Annotated in this window: 21 protein-coding genes; 9 read left to right on the plus strand and 12 right to left on the minus strand. The window is 52.6% G+C overall.

Annotation, left to right across the window (positions count from 1 at the left end; genetic code table 11):
* Nucleotides 1–65: 65 nt before the first annotated feature.
* From damX to hofM, 8 genes are all read right to left on the minus strand, one after another.
* Nucleotides 66–1,352, minus strand: coding sequence for a cell division protein DamX (gene damX / locus C4F37_RS12600; RefSeq protein WP_000343176.1), 1,287 nt, complete (start codon nt 1,350–1,352; stop codon nt 66–68).
* Between the two features lie 91 nt (nt 1,353–1,443).
* Nucleotides 1,444–2,532 (minus strand): 3-dehydroquinate synthase, encoded by a 1,089-nt coding sequence (gene aroB, locus C4F37_RS12605; protein ID WP_001356903.1) that lies wholly within the window; start codon nt 2,530–2,532, stop codon nt 1,444–1,446.
* Between the two features lie 56 nt (nt 2,533–2,588).
* Nucleotides 2,589–3,110, minus strand: a complete 522-nt coding sequence (gene aroK / locus C4F37_RS12610) for a shikimate kinase AroK (protein ID WP_000818618.1) — start codon at nt 3,108–3,110, stop codon at nt 2,589–2,591.
* A gap of 400 nt (nt 3,111–3,510) precedes the next feature.
* Nucleotides 3,511–4,749, minus strand: coding sequence for a DNA uptake porin HofQ (gene hofQ, locus C4F37_RS12615; protein ID WP_000816006.1), 1,239 nt, complete (start codon nt 4,747–4,749; stop codon nt 3,511–3,513).
* Nucleotides 4,661–5,065: a DNA utilization protein HofP gene (hofP, locus tag C4F37_RS12620; RefSeq protein ID WP_001264138.1), complete on the minus strand. Its 405-nt coding sequence runs from the start codon at nt 5,063–5,065 to the stop codon at nt 4,661–4,663. Before hofP ends, hofQ begins: the two co-directional genes overlap by 89 nt.
* Nucleotides 5,055–5,495: a DNA utilization protein HofO gene (gene hofO / locus C4F37_RS12625; protein WP_001055744.1), complete on the minus strand. Its 441-nt coding sequence runs from the start codon at nt 5,493–5,495 to the stop codon at nt 5,055–5,057. The genes hofP and hofO overlap by 11 nt, the downstream gene beginning before the upstream one ends.
* The gene (gene hofN / locus C4F37_RS12630; RefSeq protein ID WP_001069307.1) at nt 5,479–6,018 is read right to left on the minus strand and encodes a DNA utilization protein HofN; all 540 of its coding nucleotides are present in this window, start codon (nt 6,016–6,018) and stop codon (nt 5,479–5,481) included. The genes hofO and hofN overlap by 17 nt, the downstream gene beginning before the upstream one ends.
* Complete coding sequence (hofM, locus tag C4F37_RS12635; RefSeq protein ID WP_001296474.1) at nt 6,018–6,797, minus strand: DNA utilization protein HofM; 780 nt, start codon at nt 6,795–6,797, stop codon at nt 6,018–6,020. The genes hofN and hofM overlap by 1 nt, the downstream gene beginning before the upstream one ends.
* 119 nt (nt 6,798–6,916) lie before the next feature.
* Here hofM and mrcA point away from each other — a divergent pair, with 119 nt between their 5' ends.
* Nucleotides 6,917–9,469, plus strand: coding sequence for a peptidoglycan glycosyltransferase/peptidoglycan DD-transpeptidase MrcA (gene mrcA, locus C4F37_RS12640; RefSeq protein WP_001298208.1), 2,553 nt, complete (start codon nt 6,917–6,919; stop codon nt 9,467–9,469).
* Between the two features lie 166 nt (nt 9,470–9,635).
* Here mrcA and nudE read toward each other — a convergent pair whose 3' ends face one another.
* Entirely contained in the window at nt 9,636–10,196 is a 561-nt protein-coding gene (gene nudE / locus C4F37_RS12645) for an ADP compounds hydrolase NudE (RefSeq protein ID WP_000045736.1), read from the minus strand.
* Nucleotides 10,197–10,515: 319 nt separating this feature from the next.
* Between nudE and igaA the strand changes: the two genes are divergently transcribed.
* The 4 genes from igaA (at nt 10,516) to hslO (ending at nt 14,699) form a co-directional block, all read left to right on the plus strand.
* Nucleotides 10,516–12,651, plus strand: coding sequence for an intracellular growth attenuator protein IgaA (gene igaA, locus C4F37_RS12650; protein WP_021517704.1), 2,136 nt, complete (start codon nt 10,516–10,518; stop codon nt 12,649–12,651).
* Between the two features lie 64 nt (nt 12,652–12,715).
* Complete coding sequence (yrfG, locus tag C4F37_RS12655; RefSeq protein ID WP_001295168.1) at nt 12,716–13,384, plus strand: GMP/IMP nucleotidase; 669 nt, start codon at nt 12,716–12,718, stop codon at nt 13,382–13,384.
* 10 nt (nt 13,385–13,394) lie between these two features.
* Nucleotides 13,395–13,796 carry a ribosome-associated heat shock protein Hsp15 gene (hslR, locus tag C4F37_RS12660; protein ID WP_000660483.1) on the plus strand — a complete coding sequence of 134 codons (402 nt, stop codon included), beginning with the start codon at nt 13,395–13,397 and terminating at the stop codon, nt 13,794–13,796.
* Between the two features lie 24 nt (nt 13,797–13,820).
* Complete coding sequence (gene hslO / locus C4F37_RS12665) at nt 13,821–14,699, plus strand: Hsp33 family molecular chaperone HslO (RefSeq protein WP_001135574.1); 879 nt, start codon at nt 13,821–13,823, stop codon at nt 14,697–14,699.
* 62 nt (nt 14,700–14,761) lie between these two features.
* On the opposite strand, the gene C4F37_RS12670 is transcribed toward hslO, so the two are convergent.
* Nucleotides 14,762–16,486 carry a DUF4153 domain-containing protein gene (locus C4F37_RS12670; RefSeq protein WP_001539937.1) on the minus strand — a complete coding sequence of 575 codons (1,725 nt, stop codon included), beginning with the start codon at nt 16,484–16,486 and terminating at the stop codon, nt 14,762–14,764.
* 378 nt (nt 16,487–16,864) lie between these two features.
* On the opposite strand from C4F37_RS12670, the gene pckA reads away from it, so the two are divergent.
* A complete protein-coding gene (gene pckA, locus C4F37_RS12680; RefSeq protein ID WP_001309803.1) occupies nt 16,865–18,487 on the plus strand; it encodes a phosphoenolpyruvate carboxykinase (ATP) in 1,623 nt (540 codons plus the stop codon).
* A gap of 76 nt (nt 18,488–18,563) precedes the next feature.
* Here the strand turns inward: pckA and envZ are convergent, their stop codons facing one another.
* Nucleotides 18,564–19,916 (minus strand): two-component system sensor histidine kinase EnvZ, encoded by a 1,353-nt coding sequence (gene envZ / locus C4F37_RS12685; protein WP_001253707.1) that lies wholly within the window; start codon nt 19,914–19,916, stop codon nt 18,564–18,566.
* Complete coding sequence (gene ompR, locus C4F37_RS12690) at nt 19,913–20,632, minus strand: osmolarity response regulator transcription factor OmpR (protein ID WP_001157751.1); 720 nt, start codon at nt 20,630–20,632, stop codon at nt 19,913–19,915. The genes envZ and ompR overlap by 4 nt, the downstream gene beginning before the upstream one ends.
* Nucleotides 20,633–20,859: 227 nt before the next feature.
* Here ompR and greB point away from each other — a divergent pair, with 227 nt between their 5' ends.
* The 3 genes from greB to feoA all read left to right on the plus strand — a co-directional run bounded on the left by greB (nt 20,860) and on the right by feoA (nt 24,437).
* On the plus strand, nt 20,860–21,336 hold the full coding sequence (gene greB, locus C4F37_RS12700) for a transcription elongation factor GreB (RefSeq protein WP_000856744.1): 477 nt from the start codon (nt 20,860–20,862) through the stop codon (nt 21,334–21,336).
* A gap of 96 nt (nt 21,337–21,432) precedes the next feature.
* Nucleotides 21,433–23,754 (plus strand): Tex family protein, encoded by a 2,322-nt coding sequence (locus C4F37_RS12705; protein WP_000980734.1) that lies wholly within the window; start codon nt 21,433–21,435, stop codon nt 23,752–23,754.
* Between the two features lie 455 nt (nt 23,755–24,209).
* The gene (feoA, locus tag C4F37_RS12715) at nt 24,210–24,437 is read left to right on the plus strand and encodes a ferrous iron transporter A (protein ID WP_001200455.1); all 228 of its coding nucleotides are present in this window, start codon (nt 24,210–24,212) and stop codon (nt 24,435–24,437) included.
* The last annotated feature ends 16 nt before the right edge of the window (nt 24,438–24,453 follow it).

Raw genomic sequence — 24,453 nt, forward strand, 5'->3', positions numbered from 1 at the left:
TCCGACAGCATCCAGCGCTTCAGGCAACGCCCGCAATGATAAACCATTGCGGGAGATAACCTTGATTACTTCAGATCGGCCTGTACCTGACGCAGCGGTTTCGCCCACGGGTTTTTGGCCTGGACATCTGCTGGCAATGTAGATACCGCTTTTTTCGCCTCTTCTTTCGAAGCATACACGCCAGAAACCAGGACATACCACGGCTGACCATTACGCGTCGTTTCATAGACAACGTAGTTTTTCAGATTCTCTTTCTTCGCCCAACCGTTCAGGTTGTCGTAGTTAGAGGAACTGCTCAGCTGCAGAGTGTAATGGCTGGACGGTGCCGATTTCAACGAACCAACATTACCTGCGGTCTTCCCTCCAGCGGCTGGTGTTGCCGTGGTTTGCGCCGGGGATGCCGTCTGTACTGGAGCCGTAGTCGCCGTCTCTTTTGGTGCTGGCGTAGAAGTCGCAGCCGGTGCCTTTGTGCTCGCCACAGGGGCAGCTGGTTCAGTTCGCTTCGGCGTCTGTGCGACTGGCTTCGGTTCCGTTTTCACGGTTGCTTGCGGTTTTTTCGGTTCAATCACCGCCTGCTGACGAGCCGGGCGCGTAGTGGCCGGACGTTCAGCGGTTTGCGTTTTCGCCGTGTCACGCGATGCATTGCCATTGCGAACAGGCGCAACCGTTGCGGGTTCGGTCGGCAATGTAGAATTGACCGCCACATTGTTCAGCTGTTGCTGATTTTGTGGCTGGGTCAGCGCATTGTTCAGGTCACCCTGCACTTCAACACGTTGTTGACCATCCGTTGCCGCCGGGATTTGCCCTTGAGTCGGCGTAGAAGAGATCGGCGGCAGAGAAACATCCTGCTGAGTATTTTCCGCAGACGTGGTTCCCGGCGCTGGCTGCACGCCATTGGCCTGATCGGTCGCATTGCCTGCAAGATCAATACTCTTCTCGCCAGACGCGGTTTGATCGCTGGAAGAGGTCGAGGGGGCTTTTAGCGCAGAACCGATACCGATGATCAACAGCAGTAGAACCAGAATGCCGACACCCATCATCATATACTGACGAGAAGCGGGTTTACTGGCTGCTTTTTTGCGCTTACGCGGACGACGCTCTACGCGCTCTTCATCCACGGTTTCATCTTCGGATTCGTCAAGTTCTTCTTCGATTTCCGGTTCCTCATTACGCGCTTTTTGCGCACGAGTCGGACGGCGATCGTCAGTGTCATCAAGTTCAATATCATCAAAATTGATCTGCGGTTCGCCACGTTCAGTACGCTCAGAACGTTCAGAAGATTGACGAGAACGACCAGTACGACGATCGCTGGGATCGGGTTTCAGCTCGTCTTCTGGTTTGAATTCATCCATTTAACACCCCACTAAAAGGTTAATGCTTACCACGTTGCAATTAACCTGAAGCTAATAGACCGCTTGATAAGCGGCCTGACCTTTCTTGTTGTTACGCTGATTGACAATCGGCAATGGCGTTAAGAACAAGCTCGTGCGAAACGCCGCTGCGAACTTCACTCTTACCAATTGCCAACGGAAGAATTAAGCGCATCTCTCCCGCAAGGACTTTCTTGTCACGCAGCATATGCGGTAAATACGCCTGTGCGGACATTTCGCGCGGCCCATTGACCGGTAACCCAGCCCGTGTGAGCAGGGTTATAATACGCTGCGTTTCGGCAGAACTAAACTGCCCGAGACGTTCCGACGTCCGCGCCGCCATCACCATACCCGCAGCGACCGCTTCACCATGTAACCAATTGCCATACCCCATTTCAGCTTCAATGGCATGACCAAAGGTGTGTCCCAGATTCAGTAAAGCACGTAACCCGGTTTCGCGCTCGTCGGCGGCGACAACTTCTGCTTTCAGCTCACAACAACGGCGAATACAGTACGCCATTGCCGGACCGTCCAGACGCAACAACGCATCCAGATTCTCTTCCAGCCAGTTAAAAAACGCACCGTCAAGAATAATGCCGTATTTGATGACTTCTGCCAGCCCCGACGCTAACTCACGCGGGGGAAGCGTTTTCAGACAGTCGAGATCCACCACCACTGAAGCGGGCTGGTAGAACGCGCCAATCATGTTTTTACCGAGGGGATGGTTGACCGCAGTTTTGCCGCCAACGGAGGAGTCGACCTGAGACAGTAACGTCGTCGGGACTTGAATGAAACGTACACCGCGCTGATAACTCGCCGCCGCGAAGCCGGTCAGATCACCCACTACGCCGCCGCCAAGCGCCACCAGAGTAGTATCGCGACCATGCGGCTTTTGTAACAATGCCGTAAAGACGGTATTGAGTACAGCCAGGCTTTTATACTGCTCGCCGTCAGGGAGGATAACGCTATCGACGTTAACACCCGCCTGTTCAAGTACGCCGCGGACCTTATCGAGATACAGAGGAGCCAGGGTTTCGTTGGTGACCAACATGACCTGCTCGCCCGATTTCAGCGGTAAGAATGAAGCTGGTTCATTAAACAAACCAGATGCGATGGTAATTGGGTAACTACGTTCCCCGAGAGTAACGACAATCCTCTCCATAACGCGACATCCACCTTAATTACTGTACCCGCAGACGAGTGTATATAAAGCCAGAATTAGTTGCTTTCCAGCATGTGAATAATCTGGTTTGCAACCACTTTAGCGCTTTGATCATCAGTACGAATGGTCACGTCGGCAATCTCTTCATACAGCGGATTGCGTTCATTGGCCAACGCTTCCAGAACTTCACGCGGCGGTGTTTCAACGTGCAGCAACGGGCGTTTTTTATCACGCTGCGTGCGTGCAAGTTGCTTTTCGATGGTCGTTTCAAGATAAACGACAACGCCACGAGCGGAAAGACGGTTACGCGTTTCACGGGATTTCACAGAGCCGCCGCCAGTAGCCAGCACAATACCCTGTTTCTCGGTCAACTCATTGATGACCTTTTCTTCGCGATCGCGGAAGCCTTCTTCGCCTTCTAAATCGAAAACCCAGCCCACATCAGCTCCGGTTCGTTTCTCAATCTCTTGATCGGAATCGTAAAATTCCATATTGAGTTGTTGAGCTAACTGGCGCCCAATAGTGCTTTTTCCGGCACCCATAGGCCCAACCAGAAAGATATTGCGTTTCTCTGCCATTTTTTCGGTACTACTAAGACTATTCGTTAATGATAAACCCGCTTCGCTCAGAGAGCGCCGCAGGACATGAACTGAAACCTCATAAGATATTGCGAGAGTCAGACTGAAAATTATCTCAATACTCCAGCGGGTTTGGCAACTGAATAAATCACCCATCCCTCTGCATATCTGGTCGCTGCAAGCGCGCTGCCTTGCTACCACCGCTCTGGCGATAAATCACCGGGTAAGATTAGCGTAAAAAAGACAGCAAAATGCCGCCTGAATGATAAATCATCATCATGGAACGCAGGCAGCGAAGAGCACCAACTCTCAAATCGGTACTCCTTGTATGCTAAATACCTGCGCGCGTCAAATAGATGAAACACGTTCAGCGTAAAAACATTACCGCTTTTACGGCTGTTTACTCACTGGAAACCAGTCGTGGCGTGATAAACACCACTAACTCGCGTCGTTCATCTTCTTTTCCGTCATGACGAAATAATTGCCCGAACCAGGGAATGTCGCCAAGCAACGGTACGCTATCCTGACCCGATTTATTTTTACGGGTAAAAATGCCGCCCAGCGCCAACGTTTCTCCGCTTTTGACCTCGACCTGCGTTTCGATCTCCTGCTTATCAATCGCCAGTACTTCGCCATCTGCCTGCTGTAGCACCTGCCCCGGAACGTTCTGGCTGATGTGTAATTTCAGCCGGATGCGACCTTTTTGTAACACCGTGGGCGTGACTTCCATCCCCAGGACGGCCTCTTTAAATTCCACCGACGTCGCGCCACTTTCCCCGCTGGAAACCTGATATGGAATTTCGCTCCCCTGTTTAATGCTGGCAGGCTGAAGATGTGAGGCCAGCAGACGCGGACTGGCGATAATATCCAGCTGCTGTTTTTGTTCGAGCGCGGAAAGCTCAAGATCCAGTAAACGTCCGTTGATGCGTCCAATGTTAAAACCGATATGCGTTGTCGCCGTCGCTACGGAGAGGTCGCTGCCAAGCGTGGTGACTTGCCCAACGCCACCACCTTGTTGCGCATCGGCCAACGTCCATTTCACACCTAACTCACGCAAACTTTTTTCATTAATGGTGACAATATGCGCCGACAGCTCAACCTGCCCGACCGGCAGATCCATTTGCGATACCCACTGTTCAAGCGTGCTTAACGCCGTTTTGTTATCTCGCAGCAAAAGGCGATTGGTGCGTTTATCGACGGTCATACTCCCTTTGGCACTCAGTAGCTTCTCCCCCGCTTTCGCCAGCTCTCCGGCGTCGGCGTATTGCAGAGTAATATTGCGATTTTCCAGCGGCAGATTTGCCTGCGCCCGCGTCTGCTCCGCCTCCTGGCGGGCGATATTGTCATTCTGCCAGGCAACGGAATGCACCGAGAGAATGTTGCCCTCCTGGCGCGTTATCAATCCGGCGCTTTTCACTACAGTTTGTAGTGCCTGCTTCCAGGGAACGTCAGTTAAATGTAACGACACCGTACCGCTGACGTCTGGCGAAACCACCAGGTTCAACTTCTCCTGTTCAGCCAGCGCCTGCAACACCTGAGCTACCGGAACGTCATCCACCATCAGCGTCACTTTTTGCGGCTTTGCCGCCTGTACGCCGGGTATAAGCATCAACAGTAGTGCGGCTATCCATTGCTTCATTTGTATCTCCTTGCCGTTGCCACAACCAGTGTGGCGGTTCGCAGTTTGTCCCGGTTCCCAGCGTTAGTGCGTCTGGCGTCAGCTGTAAGATCGTCCAGCCGTTTTCCAGCACATCGTTTTGCTGCACCCGTCGCCATTTTTTTTGCCCATCTTTTATTACACCGATGATGCGCTCGCCTCGCCCTACCATCCCCTGATAGCGCCACTGGCTAAGTTCGCTAATCCGGCATAGATCTTCCGGCGGTTTAAAAGGGTCACGCATACCGGTTAAAAGGCACAATGCAATGCCTGCTAACAACCAGCGTTTAACCCTCATGCGGCGTCTCCAGTTGTAGCGTGAACAAAAGGTCATCACCTTCCACGCTTAACAAAAAACGGCTCACGCTGACGTTGCGCTCTGCCAGCCGTGTAAATGCCGACGGCACTGCTTCCCACAGCGTTTTCAACGCCAACTCACCTCCCTGCGCGGATGGATGCCAGTAAACCAGTTGCGCGCCGGATAACTGAAAATCCAGTGGCGAAAAGGGCAGCGTTTTTTCCTCGCTGAAGGGAGTGGTGTCTACCAGGCGATACAGTGCAGCCCACTGCTGGTGATGATTTGCCCGTAGTCGAATTAATGCGTCGCTCTCTTCATGGTGTGTCAATGACAGAAAAATGAGCGTAACTAACACCAGCAACCAGACTGCCCAGCAAAACTGGCGGAGGCGGAGTGATGTGGCGAACCACCAGTCAAAGAACATGTTCATCGCTAACCTTCCTTGTTAACTGATACTCAAATTGCCAGCGTCCCTGCGCATCCTGCTGCGTGGCCCCCCGCTGATTGAGATGAAAAGAAGCATCCTGGCGGAGTGACGTTTCCAGCGCGTTTAACGCGGCAATGCTTGTTGTCAGCCCCTTGATCTCCAGCGTTCCCTGCTGCCAGCTTATCGTTGTCAGCCAGGCATGTTCGGGTAAAAGCGCCGCCAGTGCTTCCAGAGCAGATTGCCAGTCGCGGGTAAATTGTCGTTGGCGCTGCCGTTGCAAACGCTGTTCGCGTAACTGCTGGCGTTCCAGCAAACGTGGTTTCGTTATCTGTAAGCTGCGGGCGAGTTGTTGTTCCGCCTGAAGCAAAACGGCGTTTACGCGTGCTTCGGCATTGCTTGTCAGACGCAGTATTAGCGTTATCCCGATGGCCAGCAGCAGAGGCGCAACGAACATCAGCAACCAGAAACGAAGAAAAGCAGTCCGGCGTTGCTGTCGCCAGGGCAAAAAATTAATTGGCGGGTTCATCAGTACACCTTCCCAAGCGCCAGCCCCAGCGCGATGGCAAAGTCTCCACCTGGTGGCGGTAGCGGCGGCTGACGAACAGAAACCGCCTCCCAGGGGTCAAATCCGCCTTCGCCACATAGCGCGACGCTTTCGGGATCAACAGATAACGCTGCCGCCAGCTCCTTCGCGCTAGTCATCCCCACCGCCAGTTTGCGCCCCCAGCTATAGCGCGTCGCCCACAGCCACTGTTCGTTATCACGCCAGGCCAGACATTGCTGATGAGAAGGTAAAAAAGGCAGGAATCGCTGTAATGCACTGGCATCCGGAGTGATCGCGCTAACATGAACACGCAACCTTTCTGCCAGAGTAAGCAGCGTTGCCAGCTCTTTGCTTTGCGCGGCAGTCACGTTATAGGCGGGACTGAGTGAGTCTTCGCTGTAATCGAAGCGCAGGGAGTCCGGATCCATATCCAGTTCACGGGCCATCGTCCCGGACAGCCAGGCCATTTGCTCCCGCTCACCGAGGGACATCGACGGGCGTGGAAATGACCGCTGTAATGTGCGACTGGCGGGAAACGCCAACATAATGTGATGACGCTGCGGCAGTTCACGACTCCACGGTAACAACGTGTTAGCCAGCCGCTGCACATCAACAATCCGCCCATCTTTGATAATGTCGTTCTCCAGTGGCAACCGCCACCAGCGGTGCAATAAGCATTCTTTTGCGCTCCGCACGATAGCAACCGCTACCGCTTCTTGCTGTTGTAAATGCAAACCAATTTGCCAGTTCTTAAATGCCATTGTGATGATCTCCTTATCACCCGTCACTCTGACGGGTATATCAATGCGTCTGGCTTGCCTTTATACTACCGCGCGTTTGTTTATAAACTGCCCAAATGAAACTAAATGGGAAATTTCCAGTGAAGTTCGTAAAGTATTTTTTGATCCTTGCAGTCTGTTGCATTCTGCTGGGAGCAGGCTCGATTTATGGCCTATACCGCTACATCGAGCCACAACTGCCGGATGTGGCGACATTAAAAGATGTTCGCCTGCAAATTCCGATGCAGATTTACAGCGCCGATGGCGAGCTGATTGCTCAATACGGTGAGAAACGTCGTATTCCGGTTACGTTGGATCAAATCCCGCCGGAGATGGTGAAAGCCTTTATCGCGACGGAAGACAGCCGCTTCTACGAGCATCACGGCGTTGACCCGGTGGGGATCTTCCGTGCGGCAAGCGTGGCGCTGTTCTCCGGTCACGCGTCACAAGGGGCGAGTACCATTACCCAGCAGCTGGCGAGAAACTTCTTCCTCAGTCCAGAACGCACGCTGATGCGCAAGATTAAGGAAGTCTTCCTCGCGATTCGCATTGAACAGTTGCTGACGAAAGACGAGATCCTCGAGCTTTATCTGAACAAAATTTACCTCGGTTACCGCGCCTATGGTGTCGGTGCTGCGGCACAAGTCTATTTCGGTAAAACTGTCGACCAACTGACGTTGAACGAAATGGCGGTGATAGCCGGGCTGCCGAAAGCGCCTTCCACCTTCAACCCGCTCTACTCAATGGATCGTGCCGTCGCGCGGCGTAACGTCGTGCTGTCGCGGATGCTGGATGAAGGGTATATCACCCAACAACAGTTCGATCAGACACGCACTGAGGCGATTAACGCTAACTATCACGCGCCGGAGATTGCTTTCTCTGCGCCATACCTGAGCGAAATGGTGCGCCAGGAGATGTATAACCGTTATGGCGAAAGTGCCTATGAAGACGGTTATCGCATTTACACCACCATCACCCGCAAAGTGCAGCAGGCCGCACAGCAGGCGGTACGTAATAACGTGCTGGACTACGACATGCGCCACGGCTATCGCGGCCCGGCGAATGTGCTGTGGAAAGTGGGCGAATCGGCGTGGGACAACAACAAAATTACCGATACGCTGAAGGCGCTGCCGACCTATGGTCCGCTGCTGCCTGCCGCAGTCACCAGCGCCAATCCTCAGGAAGCAACAGCGATGCTGGCAGACGGGTCGACCGTCGTATTGAGTATGGAAGGTGTTCGCTGGGCGCGTCCTTACCGTTCGGATACTCAGCAGGGACCGACGCCACGTAAAGTGACCGATGTTCTGCAAACGGGTCAGCAAATCTGGGTTCGTCAAGTTGGCGATGCATGGTGGCTGGCGCAAGTGCCGGAAGTGAACTCGGCGCTGGTGTCGATCAATCCGCAAAACGGTGCCGTTATGGCGCTGGTCGGTGGCTTTGATTTCAATCAGAGCAAGTTTAACCGCGCCACCCAGGCACTGCGTCAGGTGGGTTCCAACATCAAACCGTTCCTCTACACCGCGGCGATGGATAAAGGTCTGACGCTGGCAAGTATGTTGAACGATGTGCCAATTTCCCGCTGGGATGCAGGTGCCGGTTCTGACTGGCAGCCGAAGAACTCACCACCGCAGTATGCCGGTCCAATTCGCTTACGTCAGGGGCTGGGTCAGTCGAAAAACGTGGTGATGGTACGCGCAATGCGGGCGATGGGCGTCGACTACGCTGCAGAATATCTGCAACGCTTCGGCTTCCCGGCACAAAACATTGTCCACACCGAATCGCTGGCGCTGGGTTCAGCGTCCTTCACCCCAATGCAGGTGGCGCGCGGCTACGCGGTCATGGCGAACGGCGGCTTCCTGGTGGACCCGTGGTTTATCAGCAAAATTGAAAACGATCAGGGCGGCGTGATTTTCGAAGCGAAACCGAAAGTAGCCTGCCCGGAATGCGATATTCCGGTGATTTACGGTGATACGCAGAAATCGAACGTGCTGGAAAATAACGATGTTGAAGATGTCGCTATCTCCCGCGAGCAGCAGAATGTTTCTGTACCAATGCCGCAGCTGGAGCAGGCAAATCAGGCGTTAGTGGCGAAGACTGGCGCGCAGGAGTACGCACCGCACGTCATCAACACACCGCTGGCATTCCTGATTAAGAGTGCCTTGAACACCAATATTTTTGGTGAACCAGGCTGGCAGGGTACTGGCTGGCGAGCAGGTCGTGATTTACAACGGCATGACATAGGCGGAAAAACGGGTACCACTAACAGTTCGAAAGATGCGTGGTTCTCGGGTTACGGTCCGGGCGTTGTGACCTCGGTCTGGATTGGCTTTGATGATCACCGTCGTAATCTCGGTCATACAACGGCTTCCGGAGCGATTAAAGATCAGATCTCAGGTTACGAAGGCGGTGCCAAGAGTGCCCAGCCTGCATGGGACGCTTATATGAAAGCCGTTCTTGAAGGTGTGCCGGAGCAGCCGCTGACGCCGCCACCGGGTATTGTGACGGTGAATATCGATCGCAGCACCGGGCAATTAGCTAATGGTGGCAACAGCCGCGAAGAGTATTTCATCGAAGGTACGCAGCCGACACAACAGGCGGTGCACGAGGTGGGAACGACCATTATCGATAATGGCGAGGCACAGGAATTGTTCTGATTAAAAAGGCGCTTCAGCGCCTTTTTAAGTTTGCTGACAAAGTGCACTTTGTTTATACCGGATGCGGGTGAACGCGTTATCCGGCCAACAAAAAATTGAAAATTCAATAAATTGCAGGAACTTCGTAAGCCTGATAAGCATTATGCATCAGGCAAACTTCACGCATTTACACTCGCCCCTGCCCTTTCAACCATTCGCGCACGAGGAACAGCGCGCTGACATTACGCGCTTCGTTGAAGTCAGGGGCTTCCAGCAAATCCATCATATGCGCCAGCGGCCAGCGCACCTGTGGTAACGGCTCTGGCTCATCGCCTTCCAGTGATTCCGGGTAGAGATCTTGCGCTACCACGATATTCATTTTGCTGGAAAAGTAAGACGGTGCCATGCTGAGCTTCTTCAAAAAAGTCAGATCGTTCGCACCAAATCCAACCTCTTCTTTTAGCTCGCGGTTAGCGGCTTCAAAGACGCTTTCACCCGGATCAATTAATCCTTTCGAAAAACCTAATTCGTAGGATTCAGTTCCCACTGCGTATTCGCGGATCAGGATCAGGTGATCGTCCACAATCGGCACAATCATCACTGCTTCCCGGTTGGTTGGACGCATTCGTTCATAAACACGCCGCACGCCATTGCTGAACTCCAGATCCACGCTTTCGACGGTAAACAGTCGGGAACGGGCTACAGTTTCAACATTCAGAATGGTGGGTTTTTGTAATGATTTGCTCATCGTGGGATCTATGCTGTGAAATCAGCGGTTATTGTGCGATATCGGACACGCTTTCGGCAATGTGAATTGCATGTTATTTACATTTATGTAACTTAATAAATAATCGTCCTCAAATCAAATTAAAAGTCAATAGGTTGAAATAACTCCAGGAATTTGCTGATATTCCGCCTTCAGAGGGTTTGCTATGATCAGCGGTTACTGTGATGTGCTTAATGATGCTCAAGTTAAACTCCACGCTTGCCGATAGCCAACCGCAGAATCATGTATTGTGTCCGGTGCGACTGACCACGCCTGACAGACTAAGTAAGATGGGGAAAGCATGAGCACCATTGTGATTTTTTTAGCTGCTTTGCTGGCCTGCTCACTACTTGCGGGATGGCTGATAAAAGTGCGATCCAGACGGCGTCAGCTGCCCTGGACCAACGCCTTCGTGGATGCGCAAACGCGTAAACTCACATCTGAAGAACGTAGCGCCGTTGAAAATTATCTTGAGAGCCTGACGCAGGTATTACAGGTGCCTGGCCCAACGGGAGCCAGCGCGGCACCGATCTCTCTGGCGCTGAATGCCGAAAGCAACAACGTCATGATGCTGACACACGCTATCACGCGTTATGGCATCTCTACCGACGATCCGAATAAATGGCGTTACTACCTCGATTCGGTAGAAGTCCACCTGCCCCCTTTCTGGGAACAGTACATCAACGATGAGAATACCGTTGAACTGATTCATACCGATTCGCTGCCGCTGGTTATTTCACTCAACGGTCATACGCTGCAGGAGTACATGCAGGAAACTCGCGGCTATGCCTTGCAACCTGTTCCGTCAACGCAGGCGTCGATTCGCGGGGAAGAGAGCGAGCAAATAGAGCTGCTCAATATTCGCAAAGAAACGCACGAAGAGTATGCGCTGAGTCGTCCGCGCGGGCTGCGCGAAGCGTTGCTGATTGTCGCCTCCTTCATGATGTTCTTTTTCTGCCTGATTACCCCGGATGTCTTTGTTCCGTGGCTGGCAGGCGGCGCGTTACTGCTGCTGGGCGCAGGTCTGTGGGGGCTATTCGCGCCCCCGGCAAAATCCTCCCTGCGGGAAATTCATTGTCTGCGCGGTACACCCCGTCGTTGGGGATTGTTTGGCGAAAACGATCAGGAACAGATCAACAATATTTCACTCGGTATTATCGACCTGGTCTATCCCGCACACTGGCAGCCATACATTGCTCAGGATCTTGGTCAACAAACCGATATCGATATCTATCTCGACCGCCACGTAGTGCGTCAGGGGCGATATCTTTCGCTGCATGATGAAGTAAAAAACTTTCCGTTACAGCACTGGCTGCGCAGTACGATTATTGCTGCGGGCTCGCTATTGGTGCTGTTTATGCTGTTATTCTGGATCCCGCTGGATATGCCGCTGAAATTCACCCTCTCGTGGATGAAAGGCGCGCAGACCATTGAAGCCACCAGCGTGAAACAACTGGCTGACGCTGGCGTGCGGGTTGGCGATACATTGCGTATTAGCGGTACGGGAATGTGTAATATTCGCACTTCAGGTACCTGGAGCGCGAAAACCAACTCACCTTTTTTACCGTTTGACTGCTCGCAGATCATCTGGAACGACGCCCGCTCATTGCCATTACCAGAATCTGAACTGGTCAACAAAGCGACGGCATTGACCGAAGCAGTTAATCGCCAGCTGCACCCTAAACCGGAAGATGAATCTCGCGTCAGTGCCTCATTACGTTCAGCAATTCAAAAATCCGGTATGGTATTGCTTGATGATTTTGGCGACATTGTTCTGAAGACAGCAGATCTGTGTTCTGCCAAAGATGACTGTGTGCGACTGAAAAATGCGCTGGTCAATCTCGGCAACAGTAAAGACTGGGACGCGCTGGTAAAACGCGCCAACGCCGGGAAACTCGATGGCGTGAATGTGTTATTACGCCCGGTGAGTGCGGAATCGCTGGATAACCTGGTGGCCACCTCTACCGCGCCGTTTATCACGCATGAAACGGCGCGAGCGGCACAATCACTAAACAGTCCGGCCCCCGGCGGATTCCTGATTGTCAGCGACGAAGGCAGCGATTTTGTTGATCAGCCCTGGCCTTCGGCATCACTTTACGACTATCCGCCGCAAGAACAGTGGAACGCTTTCCAGAAACTGGCACAAATGCTGATGCATACGCCGTTTAACGCCGAAGGTATCGTCACAAAAATCTTCACTGACGCCAATGGTACGCAGCATATTGGCCTTCATCCGATCCCGGATCGTTCCGGCCTGTGGCGCTATCTCAGCACCACGCTGCTGCTACTGACGATGCTGGGTAGCGCCATTTATAATGGCGTACAGGCCTGGCGTCGTTACCAGCGCCATCGTACTCGCATGATGAAGATTCAGGCCTATTATGAAAGCTGCCTGAACCCGCAGCTGATCACCCCTTCAGAAAGCCTTATCGAATAACACGTTTGCGCGGCAGGTTATGCTACCCTGTCGCGCAAATTGCTTCACTCTGGAGATTTCCCTCATGCATATCAACATTGCCTGGCAGGACGTAGATACCGTTCTGCTGGATATGGACGGCACGTTGCTTGACCTCGCCTTCGATAACTATTTCTGGCAAAAGCTGGTGCCTGAAACATGGGGCGCGAAAAACGGAGTTACGCCACAGGAAGCGATGGAATATATGCGCCAGCAATATCACGACGTACAGCATACGCTAAACTGGTACTGTCTTGATTACTGGAGTGAGCAACTGGGTCTGGATATCTGTGCGATGACCACCGAGATGGGACCGCGCGCCGTACTGCGTGAAGATACCATTCCGTTTCTTGAGGCACTGAAAGCCAGCGGTAAGCAGCGAATTTTGCTCACCAATGCTCATCCGCACAACCTGGCGGTAAAACTTGAGCATACCGGTCTGGACGCACACCTTGATTTATTACTTTCCACCCACACATTTGGTTATCCGAAAGAGGATCAGCGGTTATGGCATGCGGTGGCCGAAGCTACGGGTCTGAAAGCTGAAAGAACGCTGTTTATTGATGACAGCGAAGCGATTCTCGATGCTGCCGCGCAATTTGGTATTCGTTACTGCCTCGGCGTGACTAATCCTGACTCCGGGATTGCCGAGAAACAGTATCAACGCCATCCGTCACTGAATGACTACCGCCGCCTGATCCCCTCGCTAATGTGAAGGAGATGCCATGAAAGAAAAACCTGCTGTTGAGGTTCGACTGGATAAATGGCTATGGGCTGCCCGTTTTTATAAAACCCGCGCGCTGGCCCGTGAAATGATTGAAGGCGGTAAGGTGCATTACAACGGGCAGCGCAGCAAGCCAAGCAAAATCGTCGAGCTGAATGCCACGCTCACTCTGCGCCAGGGAAATGACGAACGCACGGTGATTGTAAAGGCGATTACTGAACAGCGTCGCCCCGCCAGCGAGGCAGCCTTGCTGTATGAAGAGACTGCGGAAAGTGTAGAGAAACGCGAAAAAATGGCGCTGGCACGTAAACTTAATGCCTTAACCATGCCGCATCCGGACCGACGCCCGGACAAAAAAGAGCGCCGCGACCTGTTACGATTTAAACACGGCGACAGTGAATAACTGTCACCTGCAAGAGAGATGATTATGCCGCAACATGACCAATTACATCGCTATCTGTTTGAAAACTTTGCCGTTCGCGGCGAACTGGTAACCGTTTCGGAAACCCTGCAACAGATCCTTGAGAATCACGATTATCCGCAGCCCGTTAAAAACGTGCTGGCAGAACTGCTGGTTGCGACCAGCCTGTTAACCGCTACGTTGAAGTTTGATGGTGATATCACCGTACAGCTGCAAGGCGACGGTCCGATGAATCTAGCGGTTATTAACGGTAACAACAACCAGCAGATGCGCGGTGTGGCGCGCGTGCAGGGCGAAATTCCAGAAAATGCCGACCTGAAAACGCTGGTCGGCAATGGTTACGTGGTGATCACCATCACCCCGAGCGAAGGCGAACGCTATCAGGGCGTGGTTGGTCTGGAAGGTGATACCCTGGCGGCCTGCCTGGAAGATTACTTTATGCGTTCTGAACAGCTGCCGACGCGCCTGTTTATTCGCACCGGCGACGTAGACGGCAAACCGGCTGCAGGCGGAATGTTGTTGCAGGTAATGCCTGCGCAAAATGCCCAGCAGGACGACTTTGACCACCTGGCAACGCTAACCGAAACCATCAAAACCGAAGAACTGCTGACCTTACCGGCAAACGAAGTGTTGTGGCGTTTGTATCACGAAGAAGAGGTGACGGTTTACGATCCGCAGGATGTGGAGTTCAAATGCACCTGCTCGCGTGAACGTTGCGCCGATGCGCTGAAAACGCTGCCTGATGAAGAAGTCGATAGCATCCTGGCGGAAGATGGCGAAATTGACATGCATTGTGATTACTGCGGTAACCACTATCTGTTCAATGCGATGGATATTGCCGAGATCCGCAACAACGCGTCTCCGGCAGATCCGCAAGTTCATTAATGAGTATGTCCGGCAGAGAGGACTCTGCCGGATTTTACGACTAATACACCTGATGCGCTTTGTCACTCATTCAGATTCACATCCAGCCTTTCACCATCCACTACAAGATCGCGCCACGCTTTAGGCCTCGTCCCCAGTTTTCCATCCTTCGCAGCTGTGAGTAATTTTTCTTTCGTTATTTGGCGCGGAAGTAAACTCATATCAAGCGCGTCCCATTCTTTTCTGGCTGAGTCAAAGCCATAGACAATGACTCTGTCATCATTAAAAGCAAACAGGATCCGCTCCGCCTGACCATCACTATTCAGATCTTGCTCGACCAGTACGCAGGCGTCTTTTTCAATACAGGTCATCACGTTATAGCGATCCTGGATTAAGGCCGACCAGAATGTCGCATCCGGTTTACCAGAACCTGGGGCAATTAACACATTATCGGCTAATACTTTTTCCGATACCTGTTCCTGAAGATGTTGCTCTCCATCTAACGCCATCAGCAGATCCCGCGCGCGTTTCGGGTCTTTCATATACTCGGCATCGCTTTTCAGCGACTCAAGCGCCGCACGTCCATAGCGACCGCTCTGTTCGAGCATATAGAGACTTACCTGGTCTGGCGTGTTTTTGCCGCTCTGATAACGCGCCATATGACTGTTCACGCTAATGCGCATACTGTCCAGCACCGGAGAATTAAGAAGCACCAGTATTACCAACACCAATAACGAAACCGCAAGGTTCACTTTGCCCTGAAGAACAAGGGGGTTTTGCCCTTTACGCCAGACGATACTGACAAAATACCCCAGCGACCATACCAGTAACACCAGCACCGCCAGCGCGCCCTGCAAGCGGTCGACAGTCCAGCCGTACTGAGCGACCGGCATCCATAACGCCCAGGCGGCGACGAACACATACAGCGGAGCAACCAGCAAAGCGGTTTTAATCAGGCAACGCAACGGCCCCGTCCAGGGAAGTGACGCTTTTTGCGGATCGCGGACAATAGCCATTAAGATCAATTGCAAAAAGGCCAGCGTTAACAGCAACCCAGCGGCGGAGATGTGGCGAGAAATCGCGCTCAGGCCCGTAAACGGCAGGGTGATAATAAACATCAGGGTTAGCAATGATACTAACGGCAGCAACCCCGTGGCGATTAACGTGAACAACTTTTGAATAGAGTCGATTAAACGTGACTGTGTTCGCGCGAGGATCACCGCCAGCGCGGTAGCCAGACCTAACGTGAGATAAATAAACCAGTCGGTTGCAAAAAAGAGCGTTTTGAAAAACGTGATGCCAACAAGTTTAAACAACTCACTCCACAGTAAAAGCACCAGCCACGTCAGGCCATTGGCGAGAAAAATCACCAGTAATATAAGTACGTTATGCCATACAGACTGGTAAAAGTAGCGATAGCGGCTACTGTCATTGCGGATGCGAAGGCTTTGTTGTATCCACGGTAGCAACAACATTGCCATCAGCAGCAGATAGCAGCCAAAATCCCAAAGCGCCTTTTCAGCTCTCCAGGGGGTCATGCCATCAGTTTGCCACTTCAGCCAGCCGCTCATTCCCAGCGTGGCAATAAACACCAGCGCCAGCCATCCCCAAAGGCGCTTCTGTTTAAAGGAGATCACGGAGAAGAGTAAAACGGATGAAAACGCGACGGTCACAGGCACGCCATAAACAATCCAACTGAGATTTTTTCCGGCAAGCCAGGCGATCAGCAGGTAGCAAACCAGCCCCTGAAGTAATCCGGTAGCAATCATCCCCCAGCGTGTTGCCGGTGAAAGTTCAACGTTATCCATGTTGGTTATCCAGAATCAAAAGGTGGGTTAATTATCGCATCCGGGCAGTAGTATTTTGCTTTTTTCAGAAAATAATCAAAAAAAGTTAGCGTGGTGAATCGATACTTTACCGATTGAATTTGCATCAATTTCATTCATGAATGCGATTCCACTCACAATATTCCCGCCATATAAACCAAAATTTAACCTTTTGAGAACATTTTCCACACCTAAAATGCTATTTCTGCGATAATAGCAACCGTTTCGTGACAGGAATCACGGAGTTTTTTGTCAAATATGAATTTCTCCAGATACGTAAATCTATGAGCCTTGTCGCGGTTAACACCCCCAAAAAGACTTTACTATTCAGGCAATACATATTGGCTAAGGAGCAGTGAAATGCGCGTTAACAATGGTTTGACCCCGCAAGAACTCGAGGCTTATGGTATCAGTGACGTACATGATATCGTTTACAACCCAAGCTACGATCTGCTGTATCAGGAAGAGCTGGACCCGAGCCTGACCGGTTATGAGCGCGGGGTGTTAACTAATCTGGGTGCCGTTGCCGTCGATACCGGGATCTTCACCGGTCGTTCACCAAAAGATAAGTATATCGTTCGTGACGATACCACTCGCGATACTTTCTGGTGGGCAGACAAAGGCAAAGGTAAGAACGACAACAAACCTCTCTCTCCGGAAACCTGGCAGCATCTGAAAGGCCTGGTGACCAAACAACTTTCCGGCAAACGTCTGTTCGTTGTCGACGCCTTCTGTGGTGCGAACCCGGATACTCGTCTTTCCGTCCGTTTCATCACCGAAGTGGCCTGGCAGGCGCATTTTGTCAAAAACATGTTTATTCGCCCGAGCGATGAAGAGCTGGCAGGTTTCAAACCAGACTTTATCGTTATGAACGGCGCGAAGTGCACTAACCCGCAGTGGAAAGAACAGGGTCTGAACTCCGAAAACTTCGTGGCGTTTAACCTGACCGAGCGCATGCAGCTGATTGGCGGCACCTGGTACGGCGGCGAAATGAAGAAAGGGATGTTCTCAATGATGAACTACCTGCTGCCGCTGAAAGGTATCGCTTCTATGCACTGCTCCGCCAACGTTGGCGAGAAAGGCGATGTTGCGGTGTTCTTCGGCCTTTCCGGCACCGGTAAAACCACCCTTTCCACCGACCCGAAACGTCGCCTGATTGGCGATGACGAGCACGGCTGGGACGATGACGGCGTGTTTAACTTTGAAGGCGGCTGCTACGCAAAAACTATCAAGCTGTCGAAAGAAGCGGAACCTGAAATCTACAACGCTATCCGTCGTGATGCGCTGCTGGAAAACGTCACCGTGCGTGAAGATGGCACTATCGACTTTGATGATGGTTCAAAAACCGAGAACACCCGCGTTTCTTATCCGATCTATCACATCGAAAACATCGTTAAGCCGGTGTCCAAAGCGGGCCACGCAACTAAAGTTATCTTCCTGACCGCAGACGCCTTTGGTGTGCTGCCGCCGGTTTCTCGTCTGACTGCCGATCAAACCCAGTACCACTTCCTCTCTGGCTTCACCGCCAAACTGGCTGGTACAGAGCGCGGCATCACCGAACCGACGCCAACTTTCTCCGCCTGCTTCGGCGCGGCATTCCTGTCGCTGCACCCGACTCAGTACGCAGAAGTGCTGGTGAAACGTATGCAGGCGGCAGGCGCGCAGGCGTATCTGGTTAACACCGGCTGGAACGGCACTGGCAAACGTATCTCCATTAAAGATACCCGCGCCATTATCGACGCCATCCTCAACGGTTCGCTGGATAACGCAGAAACCTTCACTCTGCCGATGTTTAACCTGGCGATCCCAACCGAACTGCCGGGCGTAGACACGAAGATTCTCGATCCGCGTAACACCTACGCTTCTCCGGAACAGTGGCAGGAAAAAGCCGAAACGCTGGCAAAACTGTTTATCGACAACTTCGATAAATACACCGACACCCCAGCGGGTGCCGCGCTGGTAGCGGCTGGTCCGAAGCTGTAATGATTTGAAGCTGGAGAATATCTATCCAGTATCTTATAGAAAGCAAAACGGGAGGCACCTTCGCCTCCCGTTTTATTTACCCTTCTTTTGTCGCACCCTGCGCCCGCGTTACCGGCACTGGCAGCCAGGCGCGAATGGAAAGCCCGCCCCGTTCGCTGGTGCCAAGCTCCAGCATCCCGTTATGGTTATCCACGATACGCTGCACAATCGCCAGCCCTAATCCCGTGCCGCTAATAGTGCGCGCACTGTCGCCACGAACAAACGGCTGGAACAGGTGCTTACGTTGTTCCGGCGCAATACCCGGACCGTCATCTTCTACCTGGAACCAGGCGCGATTCGGCTCCGTGCCGCTGCTGACTTTGATCCAGCCATTGCCGTAACGGGCGGCGTTGACCACCATATTCGCCACCGCACGTTTGATCGACAGCGGGTGCATTTTCACCTCAATGCTGCCGGGGTAAAGCGCGGTTTCAATTTCCCGCTCATAGCCACTTTCGGCAGCAATCACCTCACCGAGCACTGCGTTGAGATCCGCCATTTCCATCGGCATCTCCTGCCCGGTGCGCAGGTAGTCGATAAACTGCTCAATGATGGCGTTGCACTCTTCGATATCTTTATTGATCGATTCGGCCAGGTAGCCATCCTGCTCGCTCATCATCTCGGTCGCCAGGCGAATGCGCGTCAGCGGCGTACGCAGATCATGACTTACCCCCGCCATCAGCAGCGTGCGATCATCCGCCAGTTGCTTAACACCAGCCGCCATATGGTTAAAGGCGCGGGTAACGGAACGCACCTCCGAAGCGCCATATTCACGCAGCGGCGGCGGAATAATCCCTTTACCGACCTGCAGAGCAGCATGTTCGAGATCGACCAACGGTCGGTTCTGGATACGGATAAACAGCCACGCCCCGCCTATCGCCAATAGCATAATCGCCAGCGTATAGCGGAACAGCGGAGAAAAATCACCCTGATGAATTTCGGTCAGCGGCACGCGCACCCAGATATTGGGCGACAGCCAGGTTTTCAGCCAGACAACAGGCGAACTTTTGTTGACCTCAACGCGCACTTCCGTCGGGCCGCCCAGTTGCTGCGCCATCTGATGGCTTAAGAATTCATAGTGTTGTGCCCAACGCAGACCTGCCTCTTCGGCAGCTTCGTTGGAATAGAGAGAGATCCCCAGCTCACGGTAGATCTCCCGACGGAAAGCGGGAGGCACAACCAACTGCGTGCCGTCCTCCAGTTGCAGTTTGTCGGTCATCAACATACGCACTTCGTACGCGAGGACTTTATTAAACTGCTGGAGGCTCGGCAAAATCGCGAAGTTCAGCACCACCAGATAAGTCGTCACCAGGCTGACGAACAGCAAGGTGACGATGAGCAATAACGTACGGGCAAATGAACTTCGTGGCGAGAAGCGCAATCGCCTCATGCTTTAGAACCGTCCGGTACAAAGACGTAGCCCAGACCCCAGACGGTCTGAATGTAACGCGGATGCGCCGGATCTTCTTCCACCATGCGGCGCAGACGCGAAATCTGCACGTCGATGGAGCGTTCCATTGCGGAATATTCACGACCACGGGCAAGGTTCATCAGCTTATCGCGGGAGAGCGGCTCACGCGGATGGCTGACCAGCGCCTTAAGTACCGCAAACTCACCACTGGTGAGCGGCATCGGCTCGTCTTCGCGGAACATTTCGCGCGTACCGAGGTTAAGTTTGAACTTACCGAAAGCAATTACCGCCTCTTCCTGTGACGGCGCGCCCGGCAGTTCGTTGGCCTGACGACGCAGCACCGCACGAATGCGGGCCAGCAATTCACGCGGGTTAAACGGTTTTGGAATGTAGTCGTCAGCGCCAATCTCCAGGCCAACGATACGGTCCACTTCTTCCCCTTTCGCCGTCACCATAATGATCGGCATCGGGTTGCTCTGGCTACGAAGACGTCGGCAAATCGACAAGCCATCTTCACCAGGTAACATCAAATCCAGTACCATAAGATGGAAAGATTCACGAGTCAGCAGGCGATCCATCTGTTCTGCATTAGCGACGCTTCGAACCTGGAAGCCTTGTTCGGTGAGATAACGTTCCAGCAGCGCGCGCAGGCGCATGTCGTCATCAACCACCAGAATCTTGTAGTTCTCTTGCATTGTTTGTACTCCCAAAGGTTCGCAACAATTTGTAAGCGTGTATTCTTAAAAAAGCTCACGTTCGTCACCAGCTAAATCTGGTATGAATTTCAGCCTAAATTGTTACAAAGCATATTAAACAGCAGCTTAAGTATACAATTTATTCGGCGAAACATTATTGATTCTGTTGATATGATCACGTTATACCCAATGTGCGCATTATCAAACAGACAAAGGGAATCAACGAGATGAAAACGCCCCTGGTTACCCGGGAAGGGTATGAAAAACTCAAACAAGAGCTTAATTATCTCTGGCGTGAAGAACGCCCGGAGGTCACAAAAAAGGTGACCTGGGCCGCAAGTCTGGGCGACCGCAGCGAAAATGCTGACTATCAGTATAATAAAAAGCGCCTGCGTGAAATCGACCGTCGCGTGCGCTATCTCACTAAATGCATGGAAAATCTCAAAATCGTCGATTACTCCCCGCAGCAGGAAGGCAAAGTCTTTTTTGGTGCGTGGGTGGAGATTGAAAACGACGATGGTGTGACTCACCGTTTCCGTATTGTCGGCTACGATGAAATTTTTGGCCGTAAAGATTACATCTCTATCGATTCCCCGATGGCCCGCGCATTGCTGAAAAAAGAAGTCGGCGATCTGGCGGTGGTGAATACCCCTGCCGGGGAAGCGAGCTGGTATGTTAATGCTATCGAGTACGTGAAACCGTAAGGAAGAGTCTTAACCTCCTGCCGATGGCTGGCATTTTTGCCAGCCAGTCCGTATAACTATCCCCTGATTTTTGATCCGAAAAGATGAACTCAAACCATGATGAATGATTCGTTCTGCCGCATTATTGCGGGTGAAATTCAGGCGCGCCCGGAACAGGTTGACGCTGCCGTTCGCCTGCTTGACGAAGGGAATACCGTGCCGTTTATCGCACGTTATCGTAAGGAAATCACCGGCGGTCTGGATGACACGCAGCTGCGTAATCTGGAAACGCGTCTGAGCTATCTGCGCGAGCTGGAAGAGAGACGTCAGGCGATCCTCAAGTCTATTTCCGAGCAAGGCAAACTCACCGATGATCTGGCGAATGCCATCAACGCCACCCTAAGCAAAACCGAACTCGAAGACCTCTACCTGCCCTACAAACCTAAACGCCGCACCCGTGGGCAAATCGCCATTGAAGCAGGGCTTGAGCCGTTGGCCGATCTGCTGTGGAGCGATCCGTCACACACGCCAGAAGTCGCCGCTGCACAATATATTGATGCCGATAAAGGCGTGGCAGATACCAAAGCCGCGCTGGACGGCGCGCGCTATATCCTGATGGAACGGTTTGCCGAAGATGCCGCGCTGCTGGCGAAAGTGCGTGATTATCTGTGGAAGAACGCGCATTTGGTCTCAACCGTGGTGAATGGTAAAGAAGAGGAAGGGGCGAAATTCCGCGACTATTTCGATCATCACGAACCGCTGTCCACGGTGCCTTCTCACCGCGCGCTGGCGATGTTCCGTGGTCGTAACGAAGGCATACTCCAGCTTTCGCTGAATGCCGATCCGCAGTTCGAAGAGCCGCCGAAAGAGAGCTATTGCGAGCAAATCATCATGGATCACCTTGGCCTGCGCCTGAACAATGCCCCGGCGGATAGCTGGCGCAAAGGTGTGGTGAGCTGGACGTGGCGCATCAAGGTGTTGATGCATCTGGAAACTGAACTGATGGGCACCGTGCGCGAACGCGCGGAAGATGAAGCAATCAACGTCTTTGCCCGTAACCTGCACGATCTGCTGATGGCGGCCCCTGCCGGACTGCGTGCAACGATGGGCCTCGATCCGGGTCTGCGTACCGGGGTAAAAGTGGCGGTAGTCGATGCAACTGGCAAACTGGTGGCGACCGATACCATTTATCCGCATACCGGGCAGGCCGCAAAAGCAGCGATGACCGTTGCTGCGCTGTGTGAAAAGCATAACGTTGAACTGGTGGCGATTGGCAACGGTACAGCTTCCCGCGAAACCGAACGTTTCTATCTCGACGTGCAGAAGCAGTTCCCGAAAGTGACCGCGCAGAAAGTGATCGTCAGCGAAGCTGGCGCGTCGGTTTACTCGGCTTCCGAGCTGGCAGCACAGGAATTCCCGGATCTCGACGTTTCGCTGCGTGGCGCGGTGTCTATCGCCCGTCGTTTGCAGGATCCGCTGGCGGAGCTGGTGAAAATCGATCCGAAATCTATCGGCGTAGGTCAGTATCAGCATGACGTCAGCCAGACGCAGCTGGCACGCAAACTGGATGCAGTAGTAGAAGACTGCGTAAACGCCGTTGGCGTCGATCTCAACACCGCTTCTGTTCCTCTATTAACCCGTGTGGCGGGCCTGACGCGCATGATGGCGCAAAACATCGTGGCCTGGCGCGATGAGAACGGCCAGTTCCAGAACCGTCAGCAACTGTTAAAAGTGAGCCGTCTGGGGCCGAAAGCCTTCGAGCAGTGCGCGGGCTTCTTGCGCATTAACCACGGTGATAACCCGCTGGACGCTTCTACCGTTCACCCGGAAGCCTATCCGGTGGTGGAACGCATTCTGGCAGCAACACAGCAGGCACTGAAAGATCTGATGGGTAACAGCAGCGAACTGCGTAACCTGAAAGCGTCTGACTTTACTGATGAGAAATTCGGTGTGCCGACGGTAACCGACATCATCAAAGAGCTGGAAAAACCGGGTCGCGATCCGCGTCCGGAATTTAAAACCGCTCAGTTTGCCGATGGCGTCGAGACAATGAACGACCTGCAACCGGGTATGATCCTCGAAGGTGCGGTGACCAACGTCACCAACTTTGGCGCGTTTGTCGATATTGGCGTGCATCAGGACGGCCTGGTTCACATCTCTTCATTGTCGAACAAGTTTGTGGAAGATCCGCATACCGTGGTGAAAGCGGGCGACATTGTGAAGGTGAAAGTGCTGGAAGTGGATCTTCAGCGTAAACGTATCGCCCTGACCATGCGTCTGGACGAGCAGCCTGGCGAAACCAACGCCCGTCGCGGTGGCGGTAACGATCGCCCGCAAAACAACCGCCCGGCAGCCAAACCGCGTGGGCGTGAAGCGCAGCCTGCCGGTAATAGCGCGATGATGGACGCGCTGGCGGCAGCAATGGGTAAAAAGCGTTAAACCCCCTGATTGGCCTACGGTTCAAATTTTCACGAAATCGTAGGCCAGATAAGGCGTTCACGCCGCATCTGGCAATACACGCCTTGCCTGACATAAAAATGCCGGAGTATATCTCCGGCATTTTTATTCCACAGCCAACCCCACAATATACTCCCTAATATTTATCACTTCATTAACAACTGAGACCTTAATTAAACATTAACCAGCCCTAATAATTCGTCATGCGAATTATATTTTCGCTGCGATATAACCTTGAGCCATATCAACATTGAGTCAGATTATTATTCAAACCAACATTCACACACATTTTAAGTATTGCTGATAGAAACCATTCTCATTATCATTGTACTGTTGATTATTTAATCTCTCCTTCGTTGGCAAATCATCTGGTCTCATGTCGCTGTCAAACGCCCCATGAGGTAGTTATCCAGTTAATGAGAAACAAGTAGGCACCTATGCAATACACTCCAGATACTGCGTGGAAAATTACTGGCTTTTCCCGTGAAATCAGCCCGGCATATCGCCAAAAACTGCTTTCTCTTGGCATGTTACCTGGCTCCTCTTTTAATGTGGTGCGCGTCGCTCCACTCGGCGACCCCATTCATATCGAAACCCGTCGTGTGAGCCTGGTATTACGCAAAAAAGATCTGGCCTTATTAGAAGTGGAAGCGGTTTCCTGTTAATACGGTGATAACAACA

Origin of the sequence: Escherichia sp. R1 (genome assembly GCF_003000935.1) — a bacterium.
GTDB lineage: Bacteria > Pseudomonadota > Gammaproteobacteria > Enterobacterales > Enterobacteriaceae > Escherichia > Escherichia coli.